Source organism: Mycobacterium sp. NPDC049093 (assembly GCF_040704635.1).
Lineage (GTDB): Bacteria > Actinomycetota > Actinomycetes > Mycobacteriales > Mycobacteriaceae > Mycobacterium.
Genome location: NZ_JBEZJS010000007.1, coordinates 37505 through 54497 on the forward strand (window position 1 = coordinate 37505; position 16993 = coordinate 54497).

General features: G+C 66.8%; 10 protein-coding genes and 1 tRNA gene. 1 reads left to right on the forward strand and 10 read right to left on the reverse strand.

Annotated elements, in window-relative coordinates:
• Nucleotides 1-6 precede the first annotated feature (6 nt).
• From AB0876_RS26205 to AB0876_RS26250, 10 genes are all read right to left on the reverse strand, one after another.
• Nucleotides 7-666, reverse strand: coding sequence for a DUF8185 domain-containing protein (locus AB0876_RS26205; protein ID WP_526043303.1), 660 nt, complete (start codon nt 664-666; stop codon nt 7-9).
• Entirely contained in the window at nt 663-1070 is a 408-nt protein-coding gene (locus tag AB0876_RS26210; protein ID WP_082449025.1) for an acyl-CoA thioesterase, read from the reverse strand. The genes AB0876_RS26205 and AB0876_RS26210 overlap by 4 nt, the downstream gene beginning before the upstream one ends.
• On the reverse strand, nt 1067-5938 hold the full coding sequence (locus AB0876_RS26215) for an NAD-glutamate dehydrogenase (protein WP_526043304.1): 4872 nt from the start codon (nt 5936-5938) through the stop codon (nt 1067-1069). Before AB0876_RS26215 ends, AB0876_RS26210 begins: the two co-directional genes overlap by 4 nt.
• Nucleotides 5939-6037: 99 nt before the next feature.
• Nucleotides 6038-7711: an energy-dependent translational throttle protein EttA gene (gene ettA / locus AB0876_RS26220; RefSeq protein ID WP_526043305.1), complete on the reverse strand. Its 1674-nt coding sequence runs from the start codon at nt 7709-7711 to the stop codon at nt 6038-6040.
• A 109-nt stretch (nt 7712-7820) separates the two neighbouring features.
• Complete coding sequence (locus tag AB0876_RS26225; RefSeq protein WP_526043306.1) at nt 7821-8270, reverse strand: single-stranded DNA-binding protein; 450 nt, start codon at nt 8268-8270, stop codon at nt 7821-7823.
• A gap of 165 nt (nt 8271-8435) precedes the next feature.
• Entirely contained in the window at nt 8436-10472 is a 2037-nt protein-coding gene (locus AB0876_RS26230; RefSeq protein ID WP_526043307.1) for a bifunctional copper resistance protein CopD/cytochrome c oxidase assembly protein, read from the reverse strand.
• A 64-nt stretch (nt 10473-10536) separates the two neighbouring features.
• Complete coding sequence (locus AB0876_RS26235) at nt 10537-12912, reverse strand: glycerol-3-phosphate 1-O-acyltransferase (RefSeq protein WP_526043308.1); 2376 nt, start codon at nt 12910-12912, stop codon at nt 10537-10539.
• On the reverse strand, nt 12909-14525 hold the full coding sequence (locus AB0876_RS26240) for an HAD-IB family hydrolase (RefSeq protein ID WP_526043445.1): 1617 nt from the start codon (nt 14523-14525) through the stop codon (nt 12909-12911). The genes AB0876_RS26235 and AB0876_RS26240 overlap by 4 nt, the downstream gene beginning before the upstream one ends.
• Nucleotides 14526-14566: 41 nt before the next feature.
• Nucleotides 14567-16036 carry a wax ester/triacylglycerol synthase family O-acyltransferase gene (locus tag AB0876_RS26245; RefSeq protein WP_526043309.1) on the reverse strand — a complete coding sequence of 490 codons (1470 nt, stop codon included), beginning with the start codon at nt 16034-16036 and terminating at the stop codon, nt 14567-14569.
• A 109-nt stretch (nt 16037-16145) separates the two neighbouring features.
• Nucleotides 16146-16358 (reverse strand): group I intron-associated PD-(D/E)XK endonuclease, encoded by a 213-nt coding sequence (locus AB0876_RS26250; RefSeq protein WP_526043446.1) that lies wholly within the window; start codon nt 16356-16358, stop codon nt 16146-16148.
• A gap of 250 nt (nt 16359-16608) precedes the next feature.
• Here AB0876_RS26250 and AB0876_RS26255 point away from each other — a divergent pair.
• Nucleotides 16609-16684 (forward strand) — tRNA-Arg (locus AB0876_RS26255).
• Nucleotides 16685-16993: the final 309 nt, after the last annotated feature.

The following is a 16993-nucleotide window of genomic DNA, read 5'->3' on the forward strand; positions in this document are numbered from 1 at the left end:
GCACGCTCAGCCCAGGATCAGGGCGGCGCTCTCGCGGCGGCGGTACACCGAACCGAACCGGGCATCGATGCGCAGCCACGACGGGTGTGCGCGGACCCGGACGATCTCCTCTTCGCTCACCTCGTTGCCGGTCTGCGGCAGAAAACCCATGGCGGTCAATGCGAATACACATCGCATGGGCACCCCGACAGCCTCGTCGCCCGAGCTCACCGCGATGACCTCCTGGTCCATCAGAGACGCCGGCGGCCCGTGGGCACTGCCGTGTTCGCGGGCCAGTGCACCGCCCTGCTGAGCCAGGTCGAGCATCACCCGGGCCGGGACGTCGTCGAGATGGACGAATCCGTCCTCGGGCGGCAGACCACCGCGCCAGGCCGAGTCCATCGGGAAGCCGGGGTCGACGTATCCGTCTGCGGCAGAGGACAACCCGGACATCAGGGCGTCGGCTCCCGCGGACAGGTCCGACGGGCGCACCTGACCGGTCACCACTCGGCTGGCCAGCACCTCCAACCCGGTGGCCACCCAGGCCACGGCCGCAGGGGTCCCGGCCCGCTCCCGCAGCCGCACCACCGCGGCGTCGTCCAACCGCAGCGCACGGTCGAGGAACGTCGCGAGATCCTCGCGGTCACGCGGATCGTCGATCCACAGACCGCGCTCGGGTGTGGTCATCGCAGGTGGCTCTCCAGATAGCTGCGCTGCTCGGGTGTCAGGCGTTCCAGCCGTTGCTCGGCGATGTGCACGGCGGCCAGCTGGGTCTCGCCGATCACCGACGGCTTGGAGTCGGGGGCGGCGTGCAGCGAACGCACCTCGTAGCCGATGGTGAAATCCACGGCCCGCACCCGCTTGGACCACATGGTCACCTGCAGCGGTGAGTCCACGAGCCGCAACTGCCCCTTGTAGGCGATGCTGACGTCGGCGATCAGCAGGCCGATGGTCTCGATCGTGGCTCCGAACGGTTCACGCAGAAACGGAATCCGGGCCTCTTCGAGCAGCGTCACCATCGTGGCGTGATTGATGTGCTGGTACATGTCGATGTCCGACCAGCGCACGTGCACCGGCGTTGTAAAACTCACGCAGTCGTTCCCGTTCCACTCGTTCGTGTCATGCTGCGGATCTGCCGCGCCGCCACAGACAGCGTCGCCAGGTCCTGCTCACCATCTTCGTATATCTCGGCCAGCGTGCGGCGAGCGCGGGTCACCCGGGAGCTGTTGGTCAACTCCCACTCGGCGATCTTCTCCTCACCGGTCTCGTTGGGTTCGCCGACGGCGAGCACATCGAAACACAGGGCCCGCAGCGAACCGTAGATGTCGTCACGAATAGCCAGCCGCGCCAACGAATGCCAGCGATCGTCGCGGCTCAGCCGGGAGACCGCAGTGAGCAGCCCGTCAGAGCTGAGGTGGTCCATCAACGCGAAGTAGGCGTCGGCCACTTCGGTGGGCTCACGGTCCACGATGTCGGAGATGTCGATCACGTCGAGCAGGCTGTACTGGTAGAGCCCGGTCGCCACCGCATAGGCCAGGTCGTTGGGCACACCCTGTGCGGCGAACTCCCCGGCTTCTTTGGCCACGATCGCCTTGTCATCCCCGCGCAGCCACTGCGCCATGTCGGGGCGCAGGGCGGCCACCTTCGCGGCGAACCGGTTGATCTCGGCGCCGACGGCCAACGGCTGCGGCCGGTAGTTGAGCAGCCAGCGCCCGGCCCGGTCGACCAGGCGGCGCAGATCGAGGGTCATCCGGTCGGTGACGGACACCGGCACCCCGGCTTCTCCGGCAGCCTGGATCTGGCGCCACACGGCGCCGATCCCGAAGATGGCGTCGGTGGCGACATAACTGCGCACCGCGTCGACCGGACCGACGCCGACGTCCTCGGTGATGCGGTAGGCGTAGCTGATCCCGCTCGTGTCGACGAGATCGTTGACCAGCATGGTGGTGGTGATCTCCCGGCGCAACTGGTGCGACCGGATCTCGCCGGGGAATTGTTCGCGCAGCTTCTCCGGGAAGTACTGCGGTAGCCGGGCGGCGAACACCTCCTGATCGGGCAGATCACTGGCCAGCACGTCGGCTTTGAGCTCGAGCTTGACGTGGGCCATCAGCGTGGCCAATTCCGGTGAGGTCAAACCGATTCCGGCGTCGGCTCGGCGTCGGATCTCCTTCTCCGAGGGCAACGCCTCCAGCTCGCGGTTGAGCCCGCGGTTGGCCACAAATTCTTTGATCATCCGGGCGTGCACCGAAAGCATGCTCGCGGCGTTGGCCCGGCTGGTGCCCATCAGATCGTTCTGGTGCTTGTTGTCGGTCAGCACCAGCGCGCCGACCTCGTCGGTCATCGACAGCAACAGACCCGTTCGTTCCTGCGCGCTGACTTTCTCGGCGGTCACCAGTGAGTCGATCAGGATCTTGATGTTGACCTCGTGGTCCGAGCAGTCGACGCCCGCGGAGTTGTCCAACGCATCGGTGTTGATCCGTCCGCCGGCCAGGTCGAATTCGATCCGCCCCAGCGATGTCACGCCGAGGTTGCCGCCCTCGCCGATCACCTTGGCGCGCACCTCGTTACCGCACACCCGGATCTGGTCGTTGGCGCGATCGCCGACGTCGGCCTCGGTCTCGGCCTTCACGTACGTGCCGATGCCGCCGTTCCACAGCAGGTCCACGGGAGCCTTGAGGATGGACTTCATCAGCGCCGGCGGCGTGAGTTCCTCGATGTCGTCGTCGATCCCGAGTGCCGCCCGGGCCTGCGGGCTGATCGGGATGGACTTCTGCTGACGGCTGTAGACGCCGCCGCCCTCGCTGATCAGCGTGGCGTCGTAGTCTTCCCAACTGGACCGTGGCAGCTCGAACAGGCGCTTGCGTTCCACCCACGATGCGGCGGCGTCGGGGTTGGGATCGACGAAGATGTGCCGATGGTCGAAGGCCGCGATCAGCCGGATGTGCTTGGAGAGCAACATGCCGTTGCCGAACACGTCGCCGCTCATGTCGCCGACGCCGACGACGGTGAAGTCCTGGCTCTGGGTGTCCACCCCCATCTCGCGGAAGTGCCGTTTCACCGACTCCCAGGCGCCCTTGGCGGTGATGCCCATGGCCTTGTGGTCGTACCCGATGGAACCGCCGGAGGCGAACGCGTCACCCAGCCAGAACCCGTAGGACTTGGCGACTTCGTTGGCGATGTCGGAGAACGTGGCCGTGCCCTTGTCGGCCGCGACCACCAGATAGGCATCCTCCCCGTCACGGCGCACCACCTGCGGTGGCGTGACGACGGCGCCGGTCCCCTTGTCGACATTGTCGGTCACGTCGAGCAACCCGGAGATGAAAAGTTGGTAGCAGGCAACGCCTTCGGCGCGGGTGGCATCCCGGTCGACGGCAGCGTCGCCGGTCGGCTCAGGCGGCCGTTTGACCACGAACCCACCCTTGGCGCCGACCGGCACGATGACGGCGTTCTTCACGGCCTGCGCCTTGACCAGACCGAGGATCTCGGTGCGGAAATCTTCGCGACGGTCCGACCAGCGCAACCCGCCGCGGGCCACGAACCCGAACCGCAGGTGCACGCCCTCCACCCGGGGCGAGTACACGAAGATCTCAAACTTTGGCCGCGGCAGCGGCAGCTCGTTGATCAGGCCGGGGTTGAGCTTCATCGCCACGACACCGCGTTGCCGCGCTGAATTCGGGTCCTGCACAAAATAGTTGGTGCGCAGCGTGGCCTGGATCAGGGTGGCGAAGGCACGCAGTACCCGGTCGGTGTCCAGACTCACCAGGGCGTCGATGTCTTCGGCCACCGCCGCGGCGGCTCCCTGTGCGTCGCGGGTCCCCGAGGTGTCCTCGGACGGATCGAACAGCGCCTCGAACAGCTGCAGCAGCGACTGTGTGGTGTGCGGATTCTCGTTGACCACCGATTCGATGTGCGACTGACTGTACGGAAAACCGGCCTGGCGCAGGTATTTCGCGTAGGCGCGCAGGATCACGACCTGCTGCCAGGTCAGGCCCGCGCGCAACACCAGTTCGTTGAACCGGTCCACCTCGACCCAGCCGTTCCAGATCGCGGTCACCGCATCGGCGAATCGCTGGGCCGTGGCCTCACGCGAGGCCGCATCGGGCGGCGCGGGCAGACTGCGCTGTCGGGCGACCTTGAACTGGTAGATCCAGACCGGCAGACCGTCGGCCCGGGTCACCGAGTAGGGACGTTCTTCGAGGACCACGACGCCCATCGACTGCAGCATCGGCAGGAGCTCGCTCAGCGAGGCCGACTGACCGCCCAGGTACCAGGTGAGCTGGGCGAGGCCGTCGTCCCCACCTTCCTTGAACACCAGCTTGACTGAATTATCCTGCAGCGCTTCGATGATCGCGATGTCAGCGATGGCATCCGCCGGAGCAACGGCTTGCTTGTAGTCCTCCGGAAAGGCCGAGGCATAGTGCTCGACGGCGGCCGGGGTGAGCGCCGCGTGTGCCGCGGCGCTGGTCATGCGGTCACCCCAGTTGCGGGTGGCCTCGGTCAGTAGGTTCTGGATGCGGTTCTCGTTCTCGGTGGAGGTGTCCACAGCGTGCGAGACCGCACCGTCGGGCAGGCGCACGATGAAATGAACTACCGCCCAAGGTGATTCACTGACACGAGCCGAGTAGTCGATGCTCTCCCCGCCGAGTTCGCGCACCAGGATGTCCTGCATCTCCAGCCGCACCCCGGTGGTGTAGCGGTCGCGCGGCAGGTACACCAGGCAGGACACGAAGTGCGCCAACTGATCCGCGCGCAGGAACAGCAGGGTACGGCGGCGCGACCCGAGGTCGACCACGGTCAGCGCCATGTCCAACAGCTGTTTGGAACTCAACGCGAACAGTTCGGGGCGCGGGATGGTCTGGACGATGTCACGCAGCAGCTGCGCCGGGTGGCTGGGGTCGCGCCGGGCCATGGCCAGCGCCTCCTCGACACGCCGCGAGATCAACGGGATATCCAGCACATTGGCGTTCAACGCGGCCATGGTGAAGAGGCCGACAAAGCGATGCTCTGTAGCAATGACATCACTCCGCCCGCCGGAGCTCTCGCGGACGACGACGATGTACGGATTGGCCCCATAGCGCACATAGCTCGGCATGGTCGCCTGCGCCAGGACCATCAGGTCCTCGTCGGCGGTCAGCGGCGGGAGCACATCCTCGCGCAGCTTGAGCACACCGAGCCGGCTGGCCGGATCGACCGAGGCCCGCCCGTCGCTGATCGCACACTGCTGGTAGCCCAGCAGCACGAAATGTCCGTCGGACAGCCAGCGCAGGAGTGCGGCGACGTCCCTGCGGTCGGCATTGGGGAACCGGCCATCGACGTCGGTGGCCACATCGTTTGCCAGGGCATGCAGTGCGGCGCCCATCGCCGCGGAGTCCAGCCCGATCTGGCGGGCGTCGGCGAGTACCCCGGGCAGCAACCGGACCACCTCGGTGAGCGCGGGCCCGTCGGCCGCCCCGATCACGGGGACCAGGATCCAGCACTCGTCGACGCCGTCACCTCCGGTGGCCTCGGCCGCAGGCTGGAAGTCCAGCAACGCGCCGTCGGCATCGCGGCGCACCCGAAAGACCGGGTTCATGATGGCCGGGTACGCGATGCCGTTGCGGTGCAACAGCACTGTCACCGAGTCCACCAACATCGCCGCCTGATCGGTGACGATCTGCAGGGCCGGGCCCGTATCGGCATCACCCGGATACACCTCGACCTTCGTCTCCCCCGGTGCGCGGCGGCTACCCAGCGCGTACTGGGCAGCCACTACAGCATCGGGGAAGCCGTCGGAGACCAGACGCTCGGCAATGCCGGCGGCCTGCGGACCGGTGGCGGCGATTCCAGGTGCATCGACCTGAGGAGCCCGGTAGGTGGACAGGAAAGCCAGCGCGAGGCGGTGGATCACCTCGGGCGGCGTCTGCACGTCCGCCAACCCGCTAATCCCCTGCCCTGAACCAGCTCCCGGTTCGGTCGCCATACGGATCACTCCTGACTCGCGCCCACACACCGGCATCGGTGCGTAGCTGCGACACTAGTAGCGTCACCGAACCTGCAACGAGGTTTATCCCGTCACGGGTCAGTCCCGGGTCAGTCTCCGGTGGGTCACCCGGTGCGGACGTGCCGCTTCGGCACCGAGACGTTGGATCTTGTTCTCCTCGTAGGCACCGAAGTTGCCCTCGAACCAGAACCACTTGGCCTCGTTGTCGTCGTCGCCCTCCCACGCCAGGATGTGCGTGCAGGTGCGATCCAGGAACCAACGGTCGTGGCTGATCACCACGGCGCAGCCGGGGAACTGCTCCAGCGCGTTCTCCAGTGAGGACAACGTCTCGACGTCGAGGTCGTTGGTCGGCTCGTCGAGCAGGATCAGGTTGCCGCCCTCTTTGAGGGTCAGAGCGAGGTTGAGCCGGTTGCGCTCACCGCCGGACAGCACACCTGCGGGCTTCTGCTGATCCGGGCCCTTGAACCCGAACGCCGACACGTAGGCGCGCGACGGGATCTCGTTCTGCCCGACCTCGATGTAGTCGAGCTTGTCCGAGACCACTTCCCAGACCGACTTCTTGGGGTCGATGCCGGCACGGCTCTGGTCGACGTAGGACAGCTTGACCGTGTCGCCGACCTTGACGGTGCCGCTGTCGGGCTGTTCCAACCCGACGATGGTCTTGAACAGTGTGGTCTTGCCGACGCCGTTGGGGCCGATGACGCCGACGATGCCGTTGCGCGGCAGCGTGAAGGACAGGTCCTTGATCAGCGTGCGACCCTCGAAGCCCTTGTCCAGGTGCTCGACCTCGACCACGACGTTGCCCAGCCGCGGCGGCGTTGGGATCTGGATCTCCTCGAAGTCGAGCTTCCGCGTCTTCTCGGCTTCGGCGACCATCTCCTCGTACCGGCCGAGGCGGGCCTTGTTCTTCGCCTGACGGGCCTTGGCGCCCGAGCGGACCCAGGCCAGCTCGTCCTTGAGCCGCTTCTGCAGCTTCTGGTCCTTCTTGCCCTGGACTTCGAGGCGCTCGGCCTTCTTCTCCAGGTAGGTCGAGTAGTTGCCCTCGTACGGGTAGGCCCGGCCGCGGTCGAGCTCGAGGATCCACTCGGCAACGTTGTCCAGGAAGTACCGGTCGTGGGTGACGGCCAGGATGGCGCCCTTGTAGCCGGCCAGGTGCTGCTCGAGCCACAGCACACTCTCGGCGTCGAGATGGTTGGTGGGCTCGTCGAGCAGCAGCAGGTCCGGCTTGGACAGCAGCAGCTTGCACAGGGCCACGCGGCGACGCTCACCACCGGAGAGGTGGGTGACCGGCTCGTCGGGCGGCGGGCAGCGCAGCGCGTCCATGGCCTGCTCGAGCTGGGAGTCGATGTCCCAGGCGTCGGCGGCGTCGAGCTCTTCCTGCAGGTGGCCCATCTCTTCCATGAGCTCATCGGTGTAATCGGTGGCCATCAGCTCGGCGACCTCGTTGTACCGGTTGAGCTTGGCCTTGACGGCCACACCGGCCTCGACGTTCTCACGGACCGTCTTGGTTTCGTCGAGTTGCGGCTCCTGCATCAAGATGCCGACGGAGGCGCCGGGCGCGAGCAGCGCATCGCCGTTGTTGGCGTGGTCGATGCCGGCCATGATCTTCAGCACACTCGACTTACCAGCCCCGTTGGGACCGACGACGCCGATCTTCGCGCCGGGCAGGAAGTTCAGGCTGACGTCGTCAAGGATGACCTTGTCGCCGTGCGCCTTGCGAACCTTGCGCATCGTGTAGATGAATTCGGCCATGCCGTGATGTGCCTTTCTGAAACTCTTCGGGGATATCGGATGGGCGCTTGCGCGGAGGGTGCGTCAAGCCCAACTCACTCGCGCCCATCCTATGCGTGACCGAAACCCGCTAAGCCGACAGTGGCAGCTCACCCTCGTCGGGCTCGGTTTCCCCGTCGTGGGCGTCGACGGGTTCGGGCTCGAGTACCGGTCCGACCGCCGGTTTCGGCAACGGCGCCACCCTGGCCGTGCAACGCGACAGATCGGGCCCGACCGCGGTGGCGCGCACCTCGATCGAGGACCGGCGCACACCCTCTTTGTCCTCGTACTCATCGGTGTGGACATGCCCGACCACGATCACGGCGTCGCCCTTCATCAGCGAGGCGCTGGTGCCCGTGGCGAGATTTCCCCAGCAGTTGACCGTGACGTAGAGCGAGTTGCCGTGCTCCCAGTTGCCGTCAGGCATGCGGCGCCGCGAATTGCTGGCCACCCGGAACTTGTACAGCTCCTGGTCGCCGAATCGCCGCCGGACCGGGTCGGTGATGATGTTGCCCACGATGGTGAACGGGGTCTCGAACATTTTTCTGGTTCCTTTCGCTTCATCGATGCCGGTGGCCGGCGCCGCAGCGTCGACCGCCTGACACAGCCATTGACCGTCGGCACCCCGACAGGAGACACGCAGAGGCACCGCCGGGGGCCGTCGGCTGTGGATGAAACGCAGGCTGGGGATGAATCCCCGGAAGTCCTATCCGGACGGGTGGTCACGGCGCGCCATCTCGGCGAGCATGGCGTTGTAGGCCGCCAGATCGGCGTCGTCATCGCGGTCCGCGGCCCGGTCCAACCGCTTGGCGGTGCGTTGATCGCTGCGCCGCCACTGGATCAGCAGCGCCAGCATCACGATCACCAGCGGGACTTCCCCGGCCGCCCAGGCGATGCCGCCGCCGAGGTGCTGGTCGCCGATCAGGTCGGTATGCCACGGCAATTGCAGTGACCGGTAGAAGCTTTCGCCCAGCACGGTCTGCATGCCCATCATCACCACACCGAAGAAGGCGTGCAGCGGCAGCGAGGCGAACACCATCCCGATCTTGACCAGGTGCGGGACCGGCCTCGGGGTGGGGTCCACACCGATGACCACCCAGTAGAAGAGGTAACCCGACAGCAGGAAGTGCACGTTCATCAGGATGTGCGCGGCGTGGTTGCTGACCGCGGCGTCGAATATGCCGCCGAAGTACAGACCGTAGAAACCGGCCACGAACAGCACGGTCGCGACGACGGGCTGGGTCAGGAACTGTGACACCTTGGAATGCAGAGCCGCGAGCAGCCATTCCCGCGGGCCGGGCGGCGATCCGCGGCCCACAGCGGGTAGCGCCCGCAGTGCCAGGGTCACCGGGGCGCCGAGCACCAGCAGAACGGGTACCAGCATCGACAGCAGCATGTGGGCGATCATGTGCATGCTGAACATCGCCGGCATGTAGCGGCCGAGCCCCGACGAGGTGGTGAACAGCAGCGCCGCGCAGCCCAGCAGCCAGGCGAACGTTCGGCCCACCGGCCAGGCGTCACCGCGTCGCCGCAGCCGGTACACCGCGGCCAGGTATGCCACCGCCGCGATGATCGCCGCCGTCCCGAACAGCAGGTCAAACCGCCAGTCGAACAGCACCCGCGCGACCGTCGGCGGCCCGGCGAAGTCGTATCCGATCGCGACCTCGGTGGGGCTGGGAATTCTCGGCTCGGGCGGCGGCGGGGTACGGCCCAGGCCGACGGCGATACCGAACGTGACCCCGAACAGCGCGGCCTCGGTCAGCGCCAACCGGATCAGCGGTGTGCGTGCGCCGGGATCGGTGGCCAGGGCGGTCAGACTGACCCGGCGCTGTCGCCAGCCCAACACACCGAGGAGACTCAGCGCGACGATCTTGCCCACCAGCAGCCAGCCGTAGTTGGTGCGCACCAGATCGGGGAGCTGGATCCGCACCAGCGCGTTGAGCACGCCGCTGATGGCCATCGCGACGAAACACCACAGCGCCAGCGCCGAGAAGCGTCGCGCGGCCAGGGCGGTGTTGCAGCCGTCAGAGGCGGCCCCGCCCCCGGCCCGGATGGCGTGGGCCAACAATGCCAGCAGACCGCCGGCCCACAGCGCGGCCGCCACCAGGTGGATGAACAGGCTGTTGGTGGCCAGATCGTGGGCGCCGCCGGCCGACGAGTGCCCGGTCAGGACCAGCGGCATCAGCGTGAGCAGGGATCCGGCCAGCAGCACCGGTGTCCAACCCCACCGCAGCACCGGCAGGCTTGCGATGGTGACACCGGCGGCCAGGATCGCCGTCCAGCGCCAGGCTGCGGAGACGTCGACCAGACTCGCGGCCGACCATACGTCCACCGGGCCGAGGTGATCGAGCAATGGCTGGCCGGACACGTCGGAGACGGTCAGCGGAACCAGCAGCGCGGCGCACACCGTCCACACGCCCGAGGCGGCCGTACCGAGCCGCAGCGCCCGGTATCCGGCCACGTCGAGCACGCCGTTGGTCTGGGGTGCCACCAGGAACGCGGCGAACAGGAAGGACCCGACCGCGACGACGGCGGCAATCTCGCCGGCGGCCCGGACGAAGGGCAGTCCGTAGGTGGTGACGGGGCCGGGATCGGGCAGGCCGGTGGCGGTCAGGGCGTCGGCGAGCGACAGCGCCCCGATGCCTGCGGCCACTGCCCCGGCCAGCAGCCCCACGCCGACCAGCACAGGCCACACCACGCTGCTGCGCACGCTGGATGCGGTCACCTGGCCGGCAGAAGTCATGGTCCAAGGGTATGGCGTGGGTGCCACCACACCTCCGTCGCCAGACGAAACGTGACTCCGGCGGCTAGTCCGACGGGTCCGACTCGGCGCGCCGTTGCTTGTCCCGGTAGTAGAACTGCTCACGGGCGATCTCGTCGACCTTGTCCATATCGGTGACGATCCCGCGTAGTTCATCGCGGAACGCGTTGCGGCGTTCTTGCAGATCCGGACCGCTGGCCAGCAGGTTCTGATCGGCTGCCACCTGCCGCGCCGTGGCGAACAGCAACGCCGACACGGACTCGTTGCTGCCGACCCGACCTTGGGCGACGTACTGCCGTCCCACACCCAGCGCGCGCTTGGTCAGATCCCGCTCACCGATCTCGGCCGGTGCGTCGCGCAGCACGTCGGCGACGATCCCGTAGGCCTCGAAGAACGGACGCAGCATGGCGCCCACCAACAGCGGTCGCTTGCTGCGCAACATCTGATAGATCTCGTCACCCCCGGCGGAGACCTTCGCTTCCCAGCCTCCGGCCGCCTGCCCTTCGGGCGTGCGGTCGTACCACGACAGCTCCTCGGCGACGTTGTCGCGGAACGCCGCCGAATCGGCGAAGTAGAAGTCGAACTTGAGCAGGTCACGCAGCCGCATCACCTGGTCCCAGAACGCCTGCAGCGGATCGGTCGCCGCACGGGCCGAGTACGCCAGGGCCAGCTCCACGATCGAGGTCTCCTGGAAGGCATGGATCAGGGAGTTGCGGTAGAACGCCGCCTCCAGTTCGTCCTCGGGGGCGATCCGCCACACCGGCTCGCGCCCGCTGTCCACCAGCGTCACCGGATGCCCGCCGGAGAGCGCATCGACGGCCGAACGCACGCCCTCGGCGGTCCGTAGCCGCAGCGCACTGTTGGTCATCGGGGTGTTCTTACGTTCCAGGTAATCCAGTGAGTCCTGCAGCGTGTGGTGCAGTTGATCGAGGGTCAGGGCGACACCACGGGCGCCCAGCAGCAGCGCCGAGACCAGGTTGGTCGCGTTGACGGGGGTGACCCGCAGAATCCGCCAGGCCACTTCGAAGGCCATCTTCTGCATGGCCAGGCGTTTGGCTGCCTCGTCGTGGGCCATCTCACCGTTCGGCTCACCGAGGTGTTCGCGCATGGAAACCGCCTCGGGGAAGCGGACATAGATCTTGCCGTAGTTGCGTTCGCCCTGCGCCTTGATGAAGTTGTACAGCCAGCTCAGACCCTCGGGGGTCTTCTCGCCACCCCGGGCGTATGCGGCGTACTCGGCGGTCTCGTGCAGCTGGTCGAAACTGATCGACACCGGTTGCAGCAGGATGTCCTCACTGCGGCCGTCGAGATAGGCGTTGGCGACGTAGGCGAGCAGTCCGAGCTTGGGCGGCAACATCTTTCCGGTTCGGGACCGGGTGCCCTCGATGGACCAGTTCAGGTTGAACCGCTTCTCCACGATGTAGCCGACGTACTGCCGCAGCACGTACTTGTACAGCGGGTCGTCGAGCTTGCGACGCAGGAAGATGACACCGGAATGCCGGAACAACGGACCCATCAGGCCGAACGAGAGGTTTATCCCGGCGAACGTGTACACCGGGGGAAGCCGGTTCTCCTGCATGGCCACCGGGACGATGACTCCGTCGAGATACGACCGGTGGGAGAACAGCAACACCGCCGGATGCTGTTCCAGGGCATGGCGCATCGACTCGATCTCGGAACGGTCGTAGTCGATACGAGGATCGAAGCCACGACTGAAGATGGCCCGGCCCATTGTCGGGATCAGGTCCACCGAGAACCGGCTCCACCCCGTGGAGAGCTCGTCGAGCATCTCCCCGGCCTTCTCCACCGTCGCCCCCGGAATCTGCTCCAGGCCTTGACGGAATCGCGCCGAGTCCAGCATCTCCGGCTTGACCAGACGCGGCGACTTGTACTCGGGGCCGAGCAGCCGAAGCTCCACCCGCTCGATCGCCAGTACCGCCCGCCGAAGGACGAATCGGGCGAATTCCCTGGGGTTTTCGGCGACCGTGGTCTCGCTCCACTGCTTGCGCAGTTCCGATACCTTGGCCGGTTCACCGGCGACGATCCGGGCGCGCGACGGGTCCTTGCGCAGGATGCGCCGCTGCAGTACCTCCGGCGGCCGGTAGGTGTCGCGGCCGGAGATCAACCCCACCACCTTCAACCGGGTGGGTAACCCGCCGGGCACCCAGAACACCCGGACCGGAACCACCAGCCGGTCCTCGTCCGATTCCAGCTCCTCGACCAAGCGGGCCACCGCCCCGGGGGCGGGTTCGTCGGTGGCCGGCAGCTGCAGTACCTCGACGGTCGTGTCGGGATGTTCACGCCGCTGTGTCTTGAGCCAGTCGTTGAGCAGTTCGAGCTCGGCCGGTGACGACGCCGATGCGAGCACCAGCGCGTCGTCGGTGGTGCTGAAGCTGGGGTAATCGTCGATACCCGTGGTCACGGTCGGCCCTTGGGAGTCGACCGTGAGGACGAGCCGGAGGGTGAGGTATCCGGTTCGGGGGCAGCCTTTTTCGCGGACGCTTTCTTCGCGGGAGCTTTCTTCGCCGGTGCCTTCTTGGCCGCCCGGCGTGGAGCGGCCTTCGCCACCGGCGTCCGGGTGTAGATGTCGAAGGTGGGCAGCTCGTCGTCCGGCCAGGATCTCAGGGTGTCGAGATAGATCTCGCGGACCTCGGCGATGCGGTCGGAGATGTTCTCGACGGTCCAGTCGTCCACCGAGATCGGCGGATACACCGCGACGTCCACCTTGCCCGGGTTGAATGTGCTGGAATCGCGGGCCGCGATCACCTCGGCGTTGCGGATCACGATCGGCACGATGGGCACACCCGCGGCCATGGCGATGCGGAACGGCCCCTTCTTGAACGGTCCCACCTCGGTGGTGTCCAGCCGGGTGCCCTCGGGGGCGATCAGGATCGAGAGACCCTTGCGGGCAAGCTCTTCCACGCGGTGCAGGCTTTCGACGGCCTTCTCCGGGTCGTCGCGGTCGATGAATGCCGCATCCATGACCTTCCCGAGTGGACCCATCAGCGGGTTGCGCTCGAGCTCCTTCTTCCCGACGCCGGTGAAGTCCACGCCGACCAGCCGGCCCGCGATCATCGGGTCGGCCTGATTGCGGTGGTTGAAGATGAAGACCGCGGGGCGTTGCGCGGTCAGATTCTCCTCGCCGAGGACGTTGAGCTCGATGCCCGTGGTGAGCATGAGCAGCTTGCTCCAGTTCGAGGTGAAGAAGTTGACCCCGGTGCGCTTGTTGCGGGTCAACAACCCGAGTCCGATCGCGCCGGCGGCGACAGTCGGGATGGTGGCCAGGCTGGCGAGCGTCCGCAGTTGCGAGACCGGGCTGCTGCCGCTGCGGCTGCTGAACTTCAGCACCGGCCAGCCACGCTTGGCGGCGACGGCGGCCAGCTTGCCTGCCGGATTCGTCGGCCGCGGATGGCCCACCAGATACATCAGGGCGACGTCCTCGTCGCCGTCGGCGTAGAAGTAACTCTTGGTCAGGTCCACTCCGTTGGCGGACGAGAAGTTCTGCACCGCGCGGGCTTTGCCGGCACCCCAGATGACCGGTCTCTCGACTTCGCCGGTGATCAGGCCGTCCTCGTCGGTCTCGAACTTGTTGCACAGCACGTTGTCGATGCCGAGAAAGCGGGCCACCGGCTCCACTTGAACCGTCAGCGCCGAGGAACTCAGCACCACGGTGTGGCCACGGGCCATGTGCGCACGCACCATGGCCCGCATCTCCGGGTACATGCGTCCCTGCACATGCTGGACGAACAACCGCTCGCCCAGCTCGTCGAGATCGCTGAGCGAGTTGCCCCGCAGCATCCGGGCGCCCTTACCGATCAGGTCCTCGAACTCGGAACGCCCGAGCTGGTGGTTGAGCCCGGCCTGCACCATCCCGATGAACTCACCGACGCCCATCTGACCGCGGCGCAACCGGTCCCGGGTCATGATCACTCCGGTGAAGCCGGCCACCAGCGTCCCGTCCAGGTCGAAGAACGCGCCGATCTCCGGACCCTCGGGGCTGCCCTCGATCTCGGCCAGGGTGCCGGGCAGCCGCATCTGCTTGGTAACGCGGGGCTCCGGGGACGGGTCTTTCGAAGTCACTGTGCCGCACTCCCGTTCGTCGCCGAAGTGTCATCACTGAACGAGGCCGGCTCCGCGCGGCCGTCGCCGCCGAGCGCCAGCACCTCGTCGAATCCCGCGAGCAGGCACCGGGCGAACAGCTGGTCGTCGGTGATGGCGGCGCGGTCGTAGCGGGCGGTGACCGTGATGTACCCGGACCTCGAGATCAGCACCACCATCATCGCGACGCCGGGCAGCGGGCCTATTCCGTAGTGGCGCAGGATCTTTGCCCCGGCGATGAAGGTGTCCCCCGGCCAGACCGGGACATTGCTGGCCTGCACGTCGGAGTTCACGACCGAACCGGCCACCGTCTCCAGTACGGCATCGGGCAGCAGGCTCAGCACGGGTGCGACCGCGCCGACCACGTCGATGGCGCGCTCCTCGCGCTTGCTCGTCATCTGCGACCGGACCGCCTTGATCCGGGTCTCCGGGTCGACGATTCCGACAGGCGCGGCGAGGTTGATCCCGGCGAAGCGGTTGCCGCCCGCCGGGTCGTCCTGCGAGCGCAGGTTGACCGGTACGGCCATGGGCAGCGTCTCGATCGAGATGCCTTTGGCGTCGTGATAGAGCCTCAGTGCGCCGCACAGCCCGGCCAGGTAGGCATCGTTGATCGAACCGCCGGCGGCCTTGGCTGCCCGGTGCAGGTCGGAGAACGGAATGTCGATCGCCTCCGTGCGCGACGACAGGCTTCGGCGGCGCAGCAGCGGCGAGGGGTGTGCGGCCGGCCCCATCACCCGAGTGCCGGACATCGCGTAGTCGACCACCCCACTGACCGCCGAGACCGGGTCGCGCACCACCTTGGTCACCGTCCGGGCCGCCTGTCCGAGCACGCCGAGCACGCCGCCGGCGATCGATCCGGGGAGCCGGTTGATGCCCTCCCGCATCAGGTCGTTGGGCGACAGGTCCTGCGGGATGGGTAACGGTGCAGCGGCGGCCGGTTCGGGATCACGCTCGAGGTCGTAGATGTTGGCGAACATCTCGACCATCCCGACACCGTCGGACACCGCGTGGCTCAGATGGAGAATGGTCGCCGCCCGGCCATCGGGCAGCCCTTCGACCAAGGTGGCGTTCCACAACGGCCGGTTGATGTCCATCGGCGACTGCAGCGCAACCTCGGCCAGATCGAACACGTCGCGCAACGTGCCGGGAGCAGGGACCCGCACCCGTCGCACGTGGTAGTCGAGATTGAAGTCGGGGTCGACGACCCAGCGCGGAGCGGCCGTCGGCAGGGTGGGCATGACGACCTTCTGGCGCAGCCGCAGAACCTTGCGCGACGCGTGATCCAGACGGGCCCGGAAACGGTCCCAATCCGGTGTGGTGTCGAGGATCTCGACGCCGAGGATCCCGGACCGGGTGCGCGGGTTTGCCTCTCCCCGATGCAACAGCTGATCGACTGCGCTCAGTTCTTCGGGCAGTCCCGCCGCGTCCAACTCCGGCACGTCGCTCATCGCGTGGTCCCTCTCCCCTCCCCATGGCGGCCAATGCAGCGTCCACGCTAGTCCGCCACCGGCCCCGTGGGTCCGCTTTGCCGGGCGTCCGTGGCGCGTCACCGCCCCTTCACGCCGAAGTACGGGTTTCGCCGATCGGCGGGAGGCGTTTGTCCGGTAGGTCACGAAACGAGGCGGCCGTCAGAATCCGTTTCTGCTGACCGTTCTTGGTCGGCGTGATCCGGAGATTGACGGAGACGCCGTGATCGGTGGGCCGGATGTAGTAGCACTCGTCGGGGTCCGGGCAGTAGATGCAGATGAGGTCGATCGCGTCCTTGTCGATCGGCGTGCTGTGCGCGCCACGGCGATCGGCCCAGGTGGACCGGAAGTTGAGTCTGACCGGAACAGCACGTAAAAACCCATGCCAACCAGGTCGGCGTGCGCCTTGGCGACGCCGAGGTCGCCTTTGTCTTTGGTGTGATGTCGACCCACTTACTCGCCCGTTTCATCGGTTGCGGTTCGAGCAGCCCACGTGGTGCATATCCGTTTCGGTAACGACACCCAACGCGGTGTAAATTGTGGTGGTCCGACTTGCCCCCGTGGCGCAACGGATAGCGCATCCGGTTTCTACCCGGTCGGTTGCAGGTTCGAATCCTGTCGGGGGTGCCACGTCTCGTTCGTTTGACGTGTGCTTCTCATTCTTGAGCGCACGATACCCCGCACATCCGACAACTCCATGTCGGTCGAGTGCTCGCTCAATACAACTCGCTCGATACAAAAGGCGAGCCTGAATCTCACGCAGCTCGTCTGATTAGCGGACGCGCTCGGCAGCATGCTCGCTTCGACGCAGGGGCCTTCAACGTTGCCGCCTACTCGGCGGATATGACCGAGAACCACTTTCCATCTGTGTGACGTCGGCTGATGGTTGACACTTGTCTCGGTTGATCCTTGACGCGGCACGAAGCCCAATCTCCACAA

Coding starts and splice junctions, on each gene's coding strand:
- AB0876_RS26230 (WP_526043307.1), bottom strand. CDS start 10,472: ATGACTTCTGCCGGCCAGGTGACCGCATCCAGCGTGCGCAGCAGCGTG.
- AB0876_RS26205 (WP_526043303.1), bottom strand. CDS start 666: ATGACCACACCCGAGCGCGGTCTGTGGATCGACGATCCGCGTGACCGC.
- AB0876_RS26215 (WP_526043304.1), bottom strand. CDS start 5,938: ATGGCGACCGAACCGGGAGCTGGTTCAGGGCAGGGGATTAGCGGGTTG.
- AB0876_RS26240 (WP_526043445.1), bottom strand. CDS start 14,525: ATGCGGCTGCCCGGCACCCTGGCCGAGATCGAGGGCAGCCCCGAGGGT.
- AB0876_RS26225 (WP_526043306.1), bottom strand. CDS start 8,270: ATGTTCGAGACCCCGTTCACCATCGTGGGCAACATCATCACCGACCCG.
- ettA (WP_526043305.1), bottom strand. CDS start 7,711: ATGGCCGAATTCATCTACACGATGCGCAAGGTTCGCAAGGCGCACGGC.
- AB0876_RS26245 (WP_526043309.1), bottom strand. CDS start 16,036: ATGAGCGACGTGCCGGAGTTGGACGCGGCGGGACTGCCCGAAGAACTG.